Origin of the sequence: Mitsuaria sp. 7 (assembly GCF_001653795.1) — a bacterium.
In the GTDB taxonomy this organism is placed as follows: Bacteria; Pseudomonadota; Gammaproteobacteria; order Burkholderiales; family Burkholderiaceae_C; genus Roseateles.
The window spans coordinates 2,496,657-2,513,419 of sequence record NZ_CP011514.1 but is presented as its reverse complement, the minus strand read 5'-3'; the positions used below and the strand labels follow the sequence as shown (position 1 = coordinate 2,513,419).

At 68.7% G+C, this 16,763-nt stretch carries 14 protein-coding genes and 1 tRNA gene; 7 read left to right on the top strand and 8 right to left on the bottom strand.

Annotated features, from left to right (window positions below):
• The first annotated feature begins 9 nt into the window (after window positions 1–9).
• Complete coding sequence (locus tag ABE85_RS11125) at window positions 10–2,907, top strand: CBM35 domain-containing protein (RefSeq protein ID WP_067273985.1); 2,898 nt, start codon at window positions 10–12, stop codon at window positions 2,905–2,907.
• A gap of 96 nt (window positions 2,908–3,003) precedes the next feature.
• On the opposite strand, the gene ABE85_RS11120 is transcribed toward ABE85_RS11125, so the two are convergent.
• A tRNA-Pro gene (locus ABE85_RS11120) sits at window positions 3,004–3,080 on the bottom strand.
• Between the two features lie 110 nt (window positions 3,081–3,190).
• Between ABE85_RS11120 and ABE85_RS11115 the strand changes: the two genes are divergently transcribed.
• Both ABE85_RS11115 and ABE85_RS11110 read left to right on the top strand, forming a co-directional pair.
• The gene (locus tag ABE85_RS11115) at window positions 3,191–4,096 is read left to right on the top strand and encodes a LysR family transcriptional regulator (protein WP_067273982.1); all 906 of its coding nucleotides are present in this window, start codon (window positions 3,191–3,193) and stop codon (window positions 4,094–4,096) included.
• 10 nt (window positions 4,097–4,106) lie between these two features.
• The gene (locus ABE85_RS11110) at window positions 4,107–5,003 is read left to right on the top strand and encodes a LysR family transcriptional regulator (RefSeq protein WP_067273979.1); all 897 of its coding nucleotides are present in this window, start codon (window positions 4,107–4,109) and stop codon (window positions 5,001–5,003) included.
• A gap of 8 nt (window positions 5,004–5,011) precedes the next feature.
• Here the strand turns inward: ABE85_RS11110 and ABE85_RS11105 are convergent, their stop codons facing one another.
• On the bottom strand, window positions 5,012–5,965 hold the full coding sequence (locus ABE85_RS11105; protein ID WP_067273973.1) for a PDR/VanB family oxidoreductase: 954 nt from the start codon (window positions 5,963–5,965) through the stop codon (window positions 5,012–5,014).
• A gap of 3 nt (window positions 5,966–5,968) precedes the next feature.
• Window positions 5,969–6,898 carry a pyridoxamine 5'-phosphate oxidase family protein gene (locus ABE85_RS11100; protein WP_067273970.1) on the bottom strand — a complete coding sequence of 310 codons (930 nt, stop codon included), beginning with the start codon at window positions 6,896–6,898 and terminating at the stop codon, window positions 5,969–5,971.
• A gap of 71 nt (window positions 6,899–6,969) precedes the next feature.
• Here ABE85_RS11100 and ABE85_RS11095 point away from each other — a divergent pair, with 71 nt between their 5' ends.
• Window positions 6,970–7,875: a LysR family transcriptional regulator gene (locus tag ABE85_RS11095; RefSeq protein WP_067273966.1), complete on the top strand. Its 906-nt coding sequence runs from the start codon at window positions 6,970–6,972 to the stop codon at window positions 7,873–7,875.
• On the opposite strand, the gene ABE85_RS11090 is transcribed toward ABE85_RS11095, so the two are convergent.
• Window positions 7,854–8,225 (bottom strand): DsrE family protein, encoded by a 372-nt coding sequence (locus ABE85_RS11090; protein WP_067273962.1) that lies wholly within the window; start codon window positions 8,223–8,225, stop codon window positions 7,854–7,856. The two genes, ABE85_RS11095 and ABE85_RS11090, sit on opposite strands and share 22 nt — an antisense overlap.
• A gap of 271 nt (window positions 8,226–8,496) precedes the next feature.
• On the opposite strand from ABE85_RS11090, the gene gstA reads away from it, so the two are divergent.
• Window positions 8,497–9,108, top strand: a complete 612-nt coding sequence (gstA, locus tag ABE85_RS11085) for a glutathione transferase GstA (RefSeq protein ID WP_067273959.1) — start codon at window positions 8,497–8,499, stop codon at window positions 9,106–9,108.
• Window positions 9,109–9,126: 18 nt separating this feature from the next.
• Here the strand turns inward: gstA and ABE85_RS11080 are convergent, their stop codons facing one another.
• Entirely contained in the window at window positions 9,127–10,140 is a 1,014-nt protein-coding gene (locus ABE85_RS11080) for an NADP-dependent oxidoreductase (protein ID WP_067273956.1), read from the bottom strand.
• Window positions 10,141–10,250: 110 nt separating this feature from the next.
• On the opposite strand from ABE85_RS11080, the gene ABE85_RS11075 reads away from it, so the two are divergent.
• Window positions 10,251–11,204: a LysR family transcriptional regulator gene (locus ABE85_RS11075; protein ID WP_067273953.1), complete on the top strand. Its 954-nt coding sequence runs from the start codon at window positions 10,251–10,253 to the stop codon at window positions 11,202–11,204.
• Here the strand turns inward: ABE85_RS11075 and ABE85_RS11070 are convergent.
• The gene (locus ABE85_RS11070) at window positions 11,196–12,236 is read right to left on the bottom strand and encodes a phosphotransferase (protein WP_067282462.1); all 1,041 of its coding nucleotides are present in this window, start codon (window positions 12,234–12,236) and stop codon (window positions 11,196–11,198) included. The genes ABE85_RS11075 and ABE85_RS11070 overlap by 9 nt on opposite strands.
• A gap of 127 nt (window positions 12,237–12,363) precedes the next feature.
• Window positions 12,364–13,068, bottom strand: coding sequence for a Crp/Fnr family transcriptional regulator (locus ABE85_RS11065; protein ID WP_067273950.1), 705 nt, complete (start codon window positions 13,066–13,068; stop codon window positions 12,364–12,366).
• A 270-nt stretch (window positions 13,069–13,338) separates the two neighbouring features.
• Here ABE85_RS11065 and ABE85_RS11060 point away from each other — a divergent pair, with 270 nt between their 5' ends.
• Window positions 13,339–15,465 carry a FimV family protein gene (locus ABE85_RS11060; RefSeq protein ID WP_157522213.1) on the top strand — a complete coding sequence of 709 codons (2,127 nt, stop codon included), beginning with the start codon at window positions 13,339–13,341 and terminating at the stop codon, window positions 15,463–15,465.
• A gap of 122 nt (window positions 15,466–15,587) precedes the next feature.
• Here ABE85_RS11060 and ABE85_RS11055 read toward each other — a convergent pair whose 3' ends face one another.
• Window positions 15,588–16,757: a pyridoxal phosphate-dependent aminotransferase gene (locus tag ABE85_RS11055; protein WP_067273943.1), complete on the bottom strand. Its 1,170-nt coding sequence runs from the start codon at window positions 16,755–16,757 to the stop codon at window positions 15,588–15,590.
• Window positions 16,758–16,763 lie beyond the last annotated feature (6 nt).

Genomic DNA, 16,763 nt, shown 5'->3' with positions numbered 1-16,763 from the left:
GACCACCCGATGAAGAACCCCCACGCGGTCCGCCGCCTGATCTGCTCCCTCCCGCTGTGGCTGTTCGCGGCCACGGCCGGCGCGGCCACGCTGCAGGCCGAAAGCGCCTCGCTCAGCGGCGGCGCCACGGTCGCCAGCGACCACACCGGCTACACCGGCAGCGGCTTTGCCGGCGGCTTCATCGACGGCAACAAGGGCGCGGCGCAGGTGGCCTTCACCGTGAGCGCCGCGCAGGCCGGCAACTACGCGCTGAAGCTGCGCTACGCCAATGGCACCGGCTCGGCCAAGACCTTGACGCTCTACGTCGACGGCGTGGCGAAGGGGCAGGTCAACCTGACGTCGAGCTCGTCGTGGAACGACTGGCTGGTGCAGTCGACGACCGTGGCGTTGACGGCGGGCACGCATACCGTCGCGTATCGCTTCACGACGGCGGACAGCGGCAACGTCAACCTGGACGCGCTGGACATCGACGCCGTCGCGGTCACGCCCGGCGGCGGCCTCGAAGCGGAGAACGCGTCCCTGAGCGGCGGCGCGATCGCGGCGTCGGATCACCTGGGGTTCCAGGGCAGCGGCTTCGTCGGCGGCTTCACGGACACCAACAAGGGCAACGCGCAGGTGGCCTTCAGCGTCACGGCCGCGCAGGCCGGCACGCACGCGCTCACGCTGCGCTACGCCAACGGCACGGGCGCCGCCAAGTCGCTGACCGTCTTCATCGATGGCACCGCCGCGGGTCAGGTCTTGCTCCCGGCCACCGCCAACTGGGATTCGTGGGGCACGCAGACGACGAATGTGACCTTGGCCGCCGGCGCGCACAGTGTGGCGTACCGGTTCACCGCGTCGGACAGCGGCAACGTCAATGTCGACGCGCTCAGCGTCACCGCCGTCACGGGCGGCGGCGACGGTGGGACCGGCAACCCGTCGGTCACGCCGGCGGAAGCGGAGACCTGGTTCCTGTCCGGCGGCGCGTCGGTGAGCACGGCCGCCACCGGCTTCAACGGCAGCGGCTATGCGGCCGGATTCAGCAACGCCGGTGCGCGAGCGATCCGCACGGTGTTCATGAGCGCCGACGGGGCCGCCAACGCGACGCTTCGATACCGCAACACGAGCGGCGCCGCGGTGGGCTTGGACCTCATCGTCAACGCGGCCCGGGTGGGCACGGTGAGCCTGCCCGCCGGCACCGGCTGGACCACGCTCAGCGTGCCGCTGACGCTGCGGACGGGGCACAACACCGTGGGTCTGCGGCGGGCGTCGGCCGGCGCGGATGTCGGCATCGACAGCCTGACCGTGCCCGGCGAACTGGCGCAAGCGGCTCGCGGCGCGACGGTACGGACCACCTTGCAGGAGGCCGAGACCGCGTCGACCAACGCCACCATCCTGGCGCCCGGCCGCACGCCGTTCACAGTGCAGTCCGAAGCCAGCGGCCGCAGCCTCGTGCGCCTGTCCGGCACCGGCCAGCAGGTGAGCTTCACGCTGGCGCAGCCGACCAACTCGCTGGTGCTGCGGTATTCGATCCCCGACGCGCCCGGCGGCGGCGGACAGTCGGCCACGCTGGCGCTGTATGCCAACGGGACCAAGGTCCGCGACATCGCGCTGACGTCCACCTATGCCTGGGTCTACGGCGCCTATCCGTTCCGCGGCGTACCGGTCGACGGCACGCCGCGCCACTTCTTCGACGAGGTGCGCGTGGCGTTGCCCAGCTATCCCGCGGGCACCGTGTTCAAGCTGCAGAAGGACAGCGGCAACACGGCCGCCTACTACGACATCGATTTCATCGAGACCGAGGTCGTGCCCGCCGCCTACGCCGCGCCGGCTGGCGCGTTCTCCATCGCCAGCTATGGCGCGAAGTCGGACGGCTCGGACGCCACCTCGGCCTTCGTGCAGGCGATCGCCGCCGCGCAGCCCACCGGGGGTGTCGTGTGGATTCCGGCGGGCAGCTTCCGGCTGACCTCGCGCATCAACGTGGCGGGCGTGACGATCCGCGGCGCGGGGCCGTGGTACTCGACGGTGGAGCTCGGCAACGACGGCCGCGGCGGCTTCTACGGCACGGGCAGCAACGTGACGATGGCCGACTTCCTGATGCTGGGCAAGGTGACGTTGCGCGACCCGGACGGCCAGGTGCTCACCGACGCGCCGCTGGAAGGCAACTTCGGCACCGGCTCGCTGTTCCAGAACCTCTGGTTCGAGCACACCAAGGTCGGTATGTGGATCGACTCCGGCACCAACGGGCTCTACGCCACGGGCCTGCGCATCCGCAACACCTTCGCCGACGGCGTCAACATCCACGCGAACGTGCAGAACACGTGGATGGACCAGAGCGTGGTGCGCAACACCGGGGACGACGCGCTGGCGATGTTCTCCGAAGGCGCCGCAGTGACCAACAGCGCTTACCTGCGCAACACCGTGCAGTCGCCGGTGCTGGCCAACGGCATCGGCATCTACGGAGGCAACGGCAACCGGGCGGACTACAACGTCATCCAGGACACGGCGGTGGGCTCGGCGGGCATCGCGATCAGCACGCGCTTCAACCCGGTGACCTTCAGCGGGACCACGTCGGTGCGGGGCAACACGCTGGTCCGGACCGGCGGCTTCGAGCCCAACTGGAACGACCAGTTCGGCGCCTTGTGGCTGTTCGCGGAGACCTCGGACATCGCCGCGCCGGTGGTGGTGCGCGACCTGTTGATCCAGGACAGCACCTACCAGGGCGTCTACATCAGCGGCCCGCGGCGCGTGGTGGGCGCGCAGTTCGACGGGGTGAGCATCGTCGGTGCGGGGACCTGGGGGCTGCAGTTCCGCAGCGGCGGCAGCGCGACGCTGTCCAACGTGACGGTGAGCGGCGCCGCGCAGGGCGGGCTGGACAACCCCGGCGGCATGACGCTGACGCTGGGCGCGGGGAACAGCGGGTTCTGAACACGCAGCCCGCAAGAGGAAGAGGAAAGCGACGAAAGGAGAGCCGCAAAAGGAAAAGCCGCAAGGAGCAGAACTCCTTGCGGCTTTCGAGATGGTTGGTCGGGGCGGCGGGATTCGAACTCGCGACCCTCTGCTCCCAAAGCAGATGCGCTACCAGGCTGCGCTACGCCCCGACTGAGCCTCGCATTCTAGCCTGGAATTTCACCGATCGTTCCGAATCTGGAAATTGAGTCTTTCGCGGGTCGCGCATTCCCTCCCGTGGCGCCTCAAGCGACGATGCGGCATGAACAAGTTCCAGGCGATGGCGGTGTTCGTGCAGGTGGTCGATGCGGGCGCCTTCACGCGCGCCGCCGACCAGATGAAGTTGCCCAAGGCAACGGTGTCCACGCTCATCCAGTCGTTGGAATCCGAACTGTCGATCAAGCTGCTGCACCGGACCACCCGGCAGGTCAGCGTGACCGCGGAAGGCGCGGTGTACTACGAGCATTGCCAACGCATCCTCTCGGACGTGCGCGAGGCCGAAGAGGTGTTGACCCGCGCGCGTCGCAGTCCCTCGGGGAGGCTGCGCATCGACGCGCCCACCGGCCTGGCCAGCGAGGTGATCATTCCCGCGCTGCCGGCGTTCCGAGCGCGCTATCCGGACATCCGGCTGGAATTGGGCTGCAGCGACCGCTCCGTCGACCTGATCGAGGAAGGCGTGGACTGCGCCGTGCGCGCCGGGGACCTCGACGACTCCAGCCTGATCGCGCGCCGTATCGGCCTGATGCGGTACATGACCTGTGCGTCGCCGGGCTACGTCGAGCGCCACGGACGTCCCTACCATCCCGATGAGCTGATCCATCACCAGTGCGTGAACTACTTCGGCGCGCGCTCGGGGCGGGTGTTCGATTGGGACTTCACGCGAGGCGGCGAACGCATCCAGGTCTCGTTGCCCGGTGCCATCTCGCTGAACGACAGCGGCGCTTACACGGCAGCGGGTCTGGCGGGGCTGGGCATCGTGCAGATGGCGGACTTCCTGATGGCACCGCTGATCGCGCAGGGCCGCTTCGTTCCCCTCCTCGAGGACTGGGCCAGCGATCCGCTGCCCGTCCACGTGGTCTATCCGCAGAACCGGCACCTGTCGGCCAAGGTACGGGTGTTCGTCGAGTGGATCGCTGAACTCCTCGCCGCACACCCGTTGATGCAGTGAGGCGTCGGCCATGGATCGCATGCAAGCCATGAACGCCTTCGTGGTGGTGGCGGAGACGCAGAACTTCGCCGCCGCGGCGCGGCGTCTGGGGACCTCGCCGGCCACGATCTCGCGGGCCATCGCGGGTCTGGAGGAGCGCCTCGGCGTCAAGCTCGTGCTGAGGACCACCCGCAGCGTGCGTCTGACCGACGTCGGGCAACGCTATCTCGATGACGTGCGGCTCATCCTCGCGAAGGTCAGCGAGGCGCACGAGTCGGCAGGCGGCACGCGCAGCGTCATGCGCGGCCATCTGAACGTGACGGCGCCGGCGATGTTCGGCGTCTCGCACGTGATGCCGTGCATCGCGCAGTATCTCGCGCAGTTCCCGGCGATGACCGTGTCCGGCTACTTCCTCGACCGCGTCGTGGACCTGGTCGAGGAGGGCATTGATGTCGCCGTGCGCATCGGCGGGGCGTCCGTCGCGGAGGCGATGGCCATCCCCGTGGGATCGATGCGGCGCGTGCTGTGCGCGTCTCCGGACTATCTCGCGGCGCGCGGTCGCCCCGACCATCCAGCCGAGCTCGCGGACCACGCGATCATCTCGGCGCAGAGCGTGTCGCCCGATCCGGACTGGACCTTCCGCGCGGAGGCGGGGCCGCTGAGCGTGCGCGTGAGTCCGGCGTTGGCCGTCACGAGCAACGACGCGGCCGTCATGGCCGCGACGATGGGCGCCGGCATCACGCGACTGTTCCACTATCAGGCGGCCCCGCAGCTTGCCGATGGCCGGCTGGAAGTCGTGCTGGCCGAGCATGAGGAAGCGCCATGGCCCATCCACGTGGTGCACGCCGGCATCGACGGCACGTCGCCCAAGGTCCGCGCCTTCGTCGACCTGCTCGTGCAACACCTGACCCCGCCAGGTGCCGTTTGAACGCGGTCTCAGAGCTGCAGCTTCAGGACGTCGTCGGACGAGGCCCAGGAAACGCAGGGGCACAGCGAATGCCGGCGCTGCTCCTCGGTGAGGCAGTTGTCCCGGTGGATGGGTCGTCCGCCGCTGTAGCTGGCGATGCATGCGCCACATTCGCCGCGCTTGCAATCGGACGGGATCCACGCGCCGGCGGCCTCCATCGCGTCGAGCAGCGTGGTGCCGGGCAGCACGTCGAGTTCGATCGCGGACTCCGACATCGCGATGCGGACCGGGCCGTCCGTCACGTCCCAGCTCGGACCGAAGCTCTCGAAATGGATACGCCGCCGATTCACGCCACGAGCCTCGGCGGCCAGCCGCACGGCATCGATCAGCGGGGCCGGGCCGCAGACGTACAGGTGGGTATCGACCTGACCCTGATGGCGGTCCAGCAAGGCGTCGATGTCGATGCGTCGGGCGCCTTCACATCGGGTGAAGTACAGCTGAGCCTGCGCCGCGTGGTCCTGGCTCACGCGGTCGTGGAACGCCATGTCCGTCGCGCTCCGGCTCGAATAGTGCAGTTCGTACGACGCGCCGGATTGCTTCAGCCGCGAGGCGATGCCGAGCATCGGTGTGATGCCGATGCCGCCGGCGATGAGCACGTGGTGCGCGCCCTGCGACGCGATCCTGAATTCGTTGATCGGCGCGGACACGTCCAGCTCGTCACCCACCGAGAGCTCGTCGTGCATGAAGACAGAGCCGCCTCGCCCGTGGGCGGAGCGCTTGACGGCGATCTCGTAGGGCGAGCCTTGCGCGCCGTCGGAGATCAGCGAGTACTTGCGGAAGGCGACGCTGTCGCCCAGCGGCAGGCGCAGCTCGACATGGGCGCCGGGCTCGAAGCCCGGCAGCGTCGCATCGTCGATGCCACCCAGCCGGATCAGGCGGATGGACGGCGTGAGCGCTTCGGCATGGAGGACGCGCAACAGCATGGATCAGGCTCCTTGGGGCAGGAAAGGGGAGGCGTCGAGGAAGGTCGCGTCGAGCGCGTCGGGCAGGGCGGTCTCGATCCAGCGCTCGATCGTGAATTCCCAGAACCGCCCGGTGCCGCCGGTGGCATGGGCGGGATCCGGTTGATCCCAGAACATCGCCACCGTGCCGTTCAGCTGCAGCATCCGGCGCTGCTCGTAGTCGGGGAACACCAGGCCCGCCTGCGGATTCAGCAGGAAGTTGCCGAAGCTGTTGAACATGCTGTTCCCGTTGTAGTCGGGGATGCGCAGCACGTTGCCGGGCAGGATCTGCACGAAGCCCGGCGGCCCGCCGCGATGCGAGCAGTCGGCGCCGTGGGTCTCGTGGACGGAAGCGAGGAAGAAGGTGTCCGACCGCGCGATCAGCTCGACCTGCGCGTCGCCGATGTCGCTGCCTTGGCGGAGTGCCGAGGGCATCGCCTGGTTCCCCGGGTCGGGCAGGGCGATGGCGCGGCGCTGGATGTAGCGCGGGCAGATCGGCACCGACTCCGTGACGTCGACGATCAGCCGGTCGCCCTGGAGATGGGCATCGCCGTTGACCTTCAGGCGTTTGCGGGTCTGCAGGTCCAGCAACAGGAAACCGAGCCGGGCATCGCGCTTGAGGTTTTCCCACAGCGGGTCGTGCGCCTGCTTCGCGACCTTCGAGAGGTCGACGATCAAGGTGGTGGCATCGTCGCTGGGGTCGAGGAATCCGGGCTCGCCGATCAGGATCGACGCCCACACACGTCCTTCGATGTCGACGCTGCCGACGTACGCGGTCTTCTGCTGACGCACGAACGGCAAGGCGCCGCGCACGATCTGCCGACCCACGTTCGCGCCGTTCCTGGCGGCCATGTCGGATTCGTTGGCGTTGCGCTGGGCGATCAGTTCTCCCTCATGGAATCGGGTGGCGATCATGGTGTGCTCCTGAATGGCATCGAGGGGAAGCGTCCCGCGAGACGCGGCAACACAGACCCGGAGGTCCGGCCGTGGACGACATCTACCTGATGACGGTGTTCGTGACCGTCTGCGACGGGTTGAGCTTCGCGGGCGCGGCCCGGACGCTGGATCTGTCCGCCGCCGCCGTGACGCGGGCGATCCAGGCCTTGGAGAGCCGTCGCGGGGTCGAGCTGCTGGTGCGACACACGCGTCGTGTCACGCTGAGCGAGGCGGGCCGGCGCTACCTGGAAGACGCGCGCACCATCCTCCGGCTGATCGCCGAGGCGGAAGCGGCGGCATCGGACGCCAACCGGGTGACGCGGGGACACCTGCGCGTGACGGCGCCCGCACTGTTCGGGCGGCTGTTCGTCGTCCCGGGCATCACGGACTACCTGCGGCGCTACCCCGAGATGACGGTGTCGGCCACCTTCGTGGACCGGACCGTGAACCTGATCGACGAGGGCTTCGACGTCGCGATCCGCATCGGACAGCTCCCGGACTCCGGCATGAAGGCGCTCAAGGTCGGCGAGGTGGGCCGGACCGCCTGCGCTTCCCCCGACTACCTGTCCCGTCACGGCGTTCCTCAACATCCCACGGATCTCCACGGACACCGGACCATCGCGACCGACGTGGCGGCCCCGCACATGGTCTGGAAATTCGGTTCACGGCAGTCACCGATGCCTGTCAAGCTCCGACCGGCCTGCAGCGTCACCGGCAGCGACGCGGCGATCGCCGCGGCGGAGCTCGGTGTGGGCATCGTGTATCTGCCGACGTACCAGGTGAAGGAGAAGATGGCGAGCGGCGCGCTCACGCCGGTGTTGACGGCTTTCGCCGGCGACACCGTGCCCATCCATCTGCTCCACCGGGAAAGCCGGTTCGGCTCGTCCAGGGTCCGCAACTTCATCGAACTGCTGGCGGAGCGACTGCGCGCGGATCAGAAGGTCAGGACCGTGTAGCCGTCCGCGATCAACTCGCCGATGCTGGGCAGACCCGAGGTGCCGGGCACCTGGTTGACGGAGATCAGGTCGAAGCCGTTCCTGACCGCCGCGTCGCGCGCCCCGAACACATCGGCGCAACCGGCGGACACGCCGGCGACCTTGTCCTCGACCGCGGCGAATAGCGCGTGCACGGGATGGTCCGGCTGCTTCACGACGCCGGCCCAGCGGGTGCCCGTGCCCTGGAAGTAGATCGCGACTTCCGTCTTGCGCTGCTTGAAGTCGTAGGCGGTGGCCAGACCGTTGAACAGGCGGCCCAGGGCTTCTTCTCCGCCATTGGCGTCCGAGAAGATGAAGATGGCGACTTTCATTGGGATTCCTTTGATTGAATGGATCTGGATCGGCAGTCGAATCGAATGCAACCGACGATCGGAATCTTAGGAATCGACGCCCTGCGCGGATACGCCGCGGCCTGCAAGTCATCGTTGCAGCCGGCGTGATGACGCCATTGTTCAGTCGGATGAACGATCAATTCGCGCCGCGGCCATTGGTGTGGCCGACCCGTCTTCATAGACTTTCCGTCACGTGATCTCCATTCACGGATTCATTCATCCGTTCATTCACCTGACGAGAAAGTCACTCATGAAGCTCTACTTCTCCCCCGGCTCCTGCGCCTTGGCCACACAGATCGCGTTGCGGGAAGCCGAACAGGAATTCCAGTTGATCAAGGTCGACTTCGCCACGAAGACGACGGTCGAAGGCGACTACTTCCAGGTGAGCGCGAAGGGGCTGATCCCCGCGCTGCAGCTGGACGACGGCGATGTCCTCACGGAGAGCGCCGTCATCCTGCAGTGGATTGCGGACCAGCATCCGCAGTTCAAGCTGCTGCCCGTACTCGGGAGCCGGGAGCGGTATCAAGCCATGCAATGGCTGAACTACGTCGCGACCGACCTGCACAAGGGCATGGCGGTGATTTTCTCGCCGTTCGTGGACGCCGAATCGAAGGCCCGCTTCGCCGAGGGCAACCTCGCCGGCCGCTTCGAATACATCGAGCAGCATCTCGCCAGCAACGACTACGTGCTGGGCGAGGACTTCTCCGTCGTCGACGCCTACCTGTACAACGTGCTGCGCTGGCCGGTGCGCGTGGACATCGACATGTCCCCGTATACGTCGATCGGGCAGTTCATGGACCGCATGGTGCAGCGCCCGACGGTCCGTGCCGCATTGAAGGCGGAAGGCCTGCCCGTCAGGTGATGGCGCGCTCGCCGGCCATCACGCGACCGCAAGGATGATCTTGCCCTGGATGCCGCCCCGCGCCGCGCGTTCGTGGGCCGCGCGCGCGTCCTTCAGCGCGAAGGTGCTGTCGATCGCGACGCGCAGTGAACCCTCGGCGATGAGGCGCCCCAAGGTCTCGAGCTGCGCCCCGCTGGACCGTACCTGCGTGGCGGACACGGTGACGCCCAGGCGTGCGGCTTCATTGCCGCCGTCGAAGCCCAAAGGGTAGATTGGGAAGAGGGCGCCGCCGCGCTTGAGCGTGCGCAGGAAGCGCGCCGTCGTCGGTCCGACCAGGGTGTCGACCACCAGGTCGAGATCCCGCGCGATGTCCTCCGGCGGCGTGCGCTGGTAGTCGATGAACCGGTCGACGCCGAGCTCGCGCAGGAACGGCTCGTGCTTGCCGGAGGCGACGGCGGTGACCTGCGCGCCCTGCCTCTTCGCCAACTGGACGGCGAGGTGTCCGACGCCGCCGCCCGCGCCGTTGACCAGCACGGCCTTGCCGCGAAGCGGCACGGGGTGATGGCGTCCCGGTTGAAGCGGGTTGGGCGCGTCATGGCCGAGTTCGATCAGGAACTGCCAGGCCGTCAGGCCCGCCATCGCGACACCGGCGGTCTGCGAATGGTCGACGCCCGCGGGCTTGCGCGCGAGATCGGTTGCCGGCGCCGCCACGTACTCGGCATAGGCGGCGCTTTCCCCGAAGCTGGGGAACTTCACCATGCCGAACACCTCGTCGCCGACGGCCAGCGTCGTGACGTCCGCCGCCACGGCCGCCACGACGCCCGACACGTCCGTCCCCGGGATCACCGGCAGGTCCAGTGCCGGACGCCACTCCGCGGGCAGGCTGCGGTAGCCGTCGCGCAGATACCAGTCGGGCGGATTGACCGCCACCGCCTGCACGCGGACCAGCACCTCGCCGGGCTTGAGCGTCGGGACAGGCGCGTCTTCGTAGCGCAGTACTTCCGGACCTCCGAACGCGTGGATCCGGACGGCCTTCATCGTGTCTTGAGTCATCACTGCTTCCTTCTCGGCAAGGGAAGGACACCCCACGGGCGTCCTGAGATCACAGTGTGAATAGTCGACGCCGGTTTGATAATCCGTTCATCGATCACTTGTTAAGTGCCATGACGGAACAAATCACCCTGGAGCGCCTGACCGGCATCGTCGCGTTCGCGCGCGCTGCGTCCCAAGGCAGCTTCACAGCGGCGGCGCGATCACTCTCGGTGTCGCCGTCCGCGGTGAGCAAGACGATCCAGCGGCTGGAGCAGCAGCTCGGTCTGCGTCTGTTCACCCGCACGACCCGCTCGCTGGTGCTGACGCCGGAAGGGCGCGATCTCCATCAGCGCGCGCTCGAATTGCTGCGCGCGGCGGACGACGTGGTCCAGTCGGCGGTCGCCGCCAAGGCCGAGCCCGCCGGCACCTTGAAGATCGCCGCGCCGCTGCCGATCGGCACGCGGATGCTGGCGCCGGCGCTCCCGGAATTCCGCCGACGCCATCCGAAGGTGACCATCGACCTGCGGCTCGGCGACCGGTACGTCAATCTGGTCGAGGAGGGCGTGGACCTCGCGATCCGCATCGGCAGCCAGCCGGACTCCAGCCTGATCTCGCGCGGCCTGTCGCCGGTGCGGCTGAGCGCCTTCGCCTCGCCGGGTTATCTGGCTGCGCGAGGCACGCCGCGACGGCCCGAAGACCTGCGCGATCACGACTGCGTGAACTTCCGCTACCAGACCTCGGGCCAGACGCTGGTCTGGCAGTTCAAGGTGGGCAGCCGTCTCATCGAATTCACGCCCGAGGCGCCCATCGTCCTGGACGTCAGCGATGCGGTGGTGGAAGTGCTGGCCGCCGGCGGAGGCGTCGGCATGGCGGCGTCGTGGATCGCGGCGCCTTACGTGCAGCGCGGACTGCTGGTGCCGGTGCTGAGCGAGTTCGCGGTCGACCGCACGATGATCACCGCCGTCTGGCCGGCGAGCCGGCGCGCCAATCCCGCCGTGAAGGCCTTCGTCGCCTTCCTGGAGGAGGTGTTCCCGACACCGTCCCCCTGGGATGCCGTGATCGCTGGCTGGCCCGGTTCAGCCTGACAGCTTCTGCGCGAACGACCAGCCCAGCTCCGCCATCGGTTTGGCGCCCGCGCCGGCCTCTCTGGCCTGCTGGCTCGATGCCGTGCCGTCCTCGACGCGTTTGGCGATGCCCTGCAGGATCGCGCAGATCCGGAACAGGTTGTAGGCGAGGTAGAAGTTCCAGTCCTTCATCACCGTCGCCGCATCGCCGCGGCCGGTGCGCTCGCAGTAGCGGCGCACGTAGTCGAGCTCGCCCGGGATGCCCAGCGGCGCCAGGTCCACGCCGCCCAGGCCGCGCGCCGCGCCGCTCTTGCGGATGTGCCACGACATGCAGTGATAGCTGAAGTCCGCCAGCGGATGGCCCAGCGTCGACAGCTCCCAGTCCAGCACCGCCAGCACGCGCGGCTCGGTCGGGTGGAAGACGAGGTTGTCCAGCCGGTAGTCGCCGTGGACGATCGCCACTTCGCGCTCGTCGCGCGCCGAATCCGGGATGTGCGCCGGCAGCCATTCGATCAGGCGGTCCATCGCCTCGTTGGGGCCGGTGATCGTCGCCTGGTACTGCTTGCTCCAGCGACCGATCTGGCGCTCGAAGTAGTTGCCCGGCTTGCCGTAGCCCTCCAGCCCCAGCGCGCGGAAGTCCACCCGATGCAGCGCGGCGATGACGCGGTTCATCTCCTCGTAGATCGCGGTGCGTTCCTCGTTGGAGGCGCCGGGCAGGGTCTGGTCCCACAAGACCCGACCCTGGATGAATTCCATGACGTAGAAGGCGCGGCCGACGACGGACTCGTCCTCGCACAGCGCCAGCATGCGCGGCACCGGCACGTCGGTGCCGGCGAGCGCGCGCATCACCGTGAACTCGCGCTCGATCGCGTGCGCCGAGGGCAGCAGCTTGGCCACCGGCGCGGGCTTGGCGCGCATCACGTAGGTGGCGCCCGGCGTGATCAGCTTGTAGGTGGGATTGGACTGGCCGCCCTTGAACTGCTCGATCGTCAGCGGGCCGGCGAAGCCGTCGATCTCGCGCGCCAGCCAGGCGGCGAGCGCCTCGGCGTCCATCTGCTGCGAAGGGGCGCGGGTGCCGGTGAAAGCATCGTCCACAAGGTCTCCTGGAGTTGTCGTGATTCGTGATCGACGCGTCCCTGGAGCCCACCACCCTGCGCAGGCGGCGACGATCCCGGGACGCTCAGCGGTTGGCGATGGCCAGCAGCTTTTCCTTGCTCAACACCACCAGCCGGGTGGGCTCCACGCGCACCGCGCCTTCGCGCTCGAAGCCCTTGAGCTCCTGGTTCACGCGCTGTCGCGATGCGCCCAGCAACTGCGCCAGGTCTTCCTGCGCCAGCTGCAGGCCGATGCGGACCTCCTCGCCCTGCGTCACGCCGTAGCTGCGCGCCAGCAGCAGGATCTGCTTGGCCAGGCGCGAGGCCAGGGGTCGGGTGTTGAGGTCCTCGACCTGGTCGAACATCAGCCGCAGGCGCCGGCAGTTCAGCCGCAGCAGCGCCTCGTAGAGCTCGGTGTGGCGTTGGAGCAGGTCCCGGAAGTCGGGCTTGCGGATCACCAGCAGCGTGGTCTCGCCATGCGCGCTGGCATCGTGCGTGCGCGGCAGGCCGTCGAAGAGGGCGATGTCGCCGAACCAGATGCCGGGCTCGACGTAGGTCAGCGTGACCTGCTTGCCCGACAGCGAGACCGAGCTCACCCGCACCGCGCCCTTGGCCACGCCTATCCATTCCTCGGCGGGCTCGCCGCGCACCGACATGAGTGCGCCGTCGGAGAGGCGTCTCACCGTGGCGCGCGCCAGAATGTCGCTGCGCAGCGGCAGTGACAGCTTGGAAAACCACGGGCCTGTCTCGATGTTGTTGCGTTCGGAAATTGTAAGAACCGAGCTGTTCATGCTTTGTCGCTGGCGTGACAGGCCAGCGGTCTCCTGAAATGTGGGGATGGATCGCGTGGGTCGCGACTTCTTCCGGCTGGGTTCCGGCTTATCTTCAGCGTCACTCCGGCTTATTGTGCGGGACCCGCGGCATGCCCGCGGGCGCCGCGACCCTGCGCGCATGATGCGTGGGCGATGCGCATCCGGGGGCAAGGAAGGGCGCTTTTCCGGGTTTGTCCCTGTAAGCACCGTGCTAGAGTGAAACGCACACCAACAGCAACAACAGCGGGAATGGATCGAGATCATCACGACCCGCGCGGCGCACTGCCGCCGCACAGCGTTCTCGTGCTTGCCATCCTCATGATGTCGACGCCGGCGTGGAGCCTCGGTGTCGGCCGCCCCCAGGCGGCATCATCATTGGGGCAGCCGCTGAACCTGCTGTTCCCCGTCCAGCTCAACCCCGGCGAGACCGTGACGCCCGAGTGCGTGCGCGCGGAAGTCAGCGCTGGCGAGAACGCGCTGGCCACCTCGGGCCTGCACTGGCAGATCGAGGGCGACGGCACCCGCGTCACCGGCGTGCGGCTGCGCAGCGCGCAGCGCATCGACGAGCCCATCGTCTCGGTGCAGCTCAGCGTGGGCTGTCCGGCGAAGCTGACGCGCCAGTACACCGCGTTCATCGACCCGCCCGGCTTGAACGGCGAAGCGATGGCCGATCCCGGCCCACCGCCGGCGGCGACCGTGTCGCCCGCGCTGCAGGCGTTGCAGGAAAGCCAGCCGCCGCGCTCGACGCAGGCGCAGGAATCCCGTGCGTCGACGCCGCGCGTCGGCAATGAGCTGTCGATCGCCGCCGCGGCGACGCCCGGCTTGACCGCCAGCGGCGCCGGCGCCGCCGAGCGTCCGCGACGTCCGCAGCGCCGGACGGTCGAGGCAAGTCCTGGCACCGACGGTGCCCGTTCCAAGACCGGCGAGACGAATCGGACCCGGGCCCAGATCCAGGCACGCGAGGCCCGCGCGGCCCGCGTGGAGCGGGCGCCGACGCCGCGCCTGTCGCTCGAGCCGATGGAGGCGCTGCAACCGCCCGCGCCCGCGCTGCTGGCCGCCGAGGCCGCCGCCAGTGCCGCAAGCGCCGCCGAGGATGCACGTCAGCAGATGCTGGCGATGCAGAAGCAGCTCGCCGACATGCAGGCCGAGCAGAAGCGCACGCTGGCCGCGATGAGCACGCTGCGCCAGGAACTGCAGACGGCGCGCGAGCAGGCCGCGAGCGGCGGCAACGCCTCGTCCGTCTGGGTGCTGGGCCTGAGTCTGCTGAGCCTGGCGCTCGCGGCCAGCAGCCTGCTGCTGTGGCGCAGCAACCGCGTGCAGAAGCGCGAGGCCGGCCAGCACTGGCTGGGCGACTCCCGCCACGATACGCACGCCGCCGAGACGGTGCTGCCGCCCATGCCCACGGGGCCGTCGCCGTTCACGCCCACCGATCCGCACAGCTCGCCGGCACCGTTGATGTCGCACCTGTCGAGCGACGGCCCGGTGGCGTCGTCGGCGCCGTCGACGATCCCGATGCCGCTGAGCCTCAACGAGGAGCCGACCCGGCCCGCGCCGTTGATGTCGTCCCTGCCGCCCACGGCGCCAGCGCCGGCGCCACGTCTGTCGGCCCGCGCGCCGACGACGGCCGCCGATGACGCGCTCGACGCGCTGGCGGCGCTCGATGCGCTGGAGCCGTTGAGCCTGCAGTTCGAACGCGGCGACACACGGCCCGCGCCGCTGTCGGCCGATCTGGGCGGCGGCGGCGTCACCGTGACCGTCGAGGAACTCATCGACCTGGAGCAGCAGGTCGACTTCTTCATGGTGCTGGGTCAGGACGATGCGGCGATCGAGCTGCTGTCCTCGCGCCTCAACCACCGCGATGCCGCCAGCGGCCTGCCGTTCCTGAAGCTGATGGAGCTCTATCAGCGCCGCGGCGACCGCGAGGCCTTCGACCGCATCGGCGCGCGGTTCACCGAGCAGTTCGGTGCCCGGGCGCCGTCGTGGAGCGACGATCTGAACCTGGGTGAAGCGCTGGAGACCCATGAGGAACTGATCAAGCGGCTCGAAGCCGCCTGGTCCGATCCCGAAGGCAGCATGAGCCTGCTGCAGGACCTGCTGTCCAATCACCAGGAATACAGCGGCGACCTGGGGCTGCCGGCCTACCGCGACCTGCTGCTGCTGTACGCGGTGGCGCGCGATCGCGCCGAGCATGAGGTCGACGGCAACTCGATCGACGTCGTGCTGCCGCTGGATGCGACCTCGCCGGCGGATCAGATGGCCACCATGGTGTGGCAGACGCCGACACCGCCGCTGTCGCGGACGCCGCTCACGCAGTCGGTGGATCTGGATCTGACACTCGTCGAGGACGAGACGCCGCGGGAGCCCAAGGGGCGCTGATCATCCTGCGTTTGGCCAAGCGCGGGCACTCCACGATGCAGGGGACATCCCTCCGGGAATCCCCAGCATCATTCCGGCCCCAGCAGCGCTCGCTGTGAGCGGGCCTGGGGAGTGCGGTTGGCTCAGAGTTTCTTCAAGCGCTCCAGCGCCAGATCCAGCGTCTCATCCTTCTTCGCGAAGCAGAAGCGGATGACCTTCGCGTCGCTGCCGCCGCTGTAGAACGCCGACAACGGAATGGCCGCGACGCCGATCTCGCGCGTGAGCCACTGGCTGATTTCCATGTCGCCCATCGCTGCTTGCGCAGCGGGCAACGCGCTGTAGTCCACGCACTGGAAGTAGCTGCCCGGGCAGGGGCGCAAGACAAAAGCTGACCCCGCCAGTCCCGCGCGGAAGCGGTCGCGCTTGCGCTGGTAGAAGTCGCTCAGGCCCAGGTAGGGCGACGGGTCGCGCATGTAGGCCGCGATGCCGTGCTGCATCGCCGAGTTCACCGTGAACACGTTGTACTGGTGCACCTTGCGGAACTCCGCCGTCAGCGGCGCCGGCGCGGTGACGTATCCGACCTTCCAGCCGGTCACGTGATAGGTCTTGCCGAAGCTCGACACGACGAAGCTGCGCGCCGCCAGCTCCGGCAGGCGCGAGACGCTCTGGTGGGTCTGGCCGTCGTAGACCATGTGCTCGTAGACCTCGTCGCTGATCACCAGCACCTCGGTGCCGTCGAGCAGCTCGGCGAGCTGGCGCAGTTCGTCCGCGCTCCACACGGCGCCGCTCGGGTTGTGCGGGCTGTTGATCATGATCGCGCGGGTGCGCGGCGTCAGCGCGGCGCGGATGCGGTCGAAGTCGGGACGGAAGCTGGCCGGATCCAGGGGCACCGGCACCATCACGCCGCCGGCCAGCGCGATGTTGGGCGCGTAACTGTCGTAGGCGGGCTCCAGCACGACGACCTCGTCGCCCGGATGCACGATGGCGAGCAGCGCCGTCAGGATCGCCTGCGTCGCGCCGGCGGTGACGGTGATCTCGGTGTCGGGGTTGTAGGCGTGGCCGTAGAGCGTTTCGATCTTCGCGGCGATCGCCTGGCGCAGCGCGGGCACGCCGGGCATCGGCGGGTACTGGTTGTGGCCGGCGCGCATCGCGGCGTCGACGGCGTCCAGCAGCGCCGGATCGCCTTCGAAGTCCGGGAAGCCCTGGCCCAGGTTGACGGCCTGGTGCTGTTGCGCCAGCGCCGACATGACGCTGAACACCGTCACGCCCAGTTGGGGCAGGCGGCTCGCGGGAACGGGAGTGTGAACGCGCATGGTCTG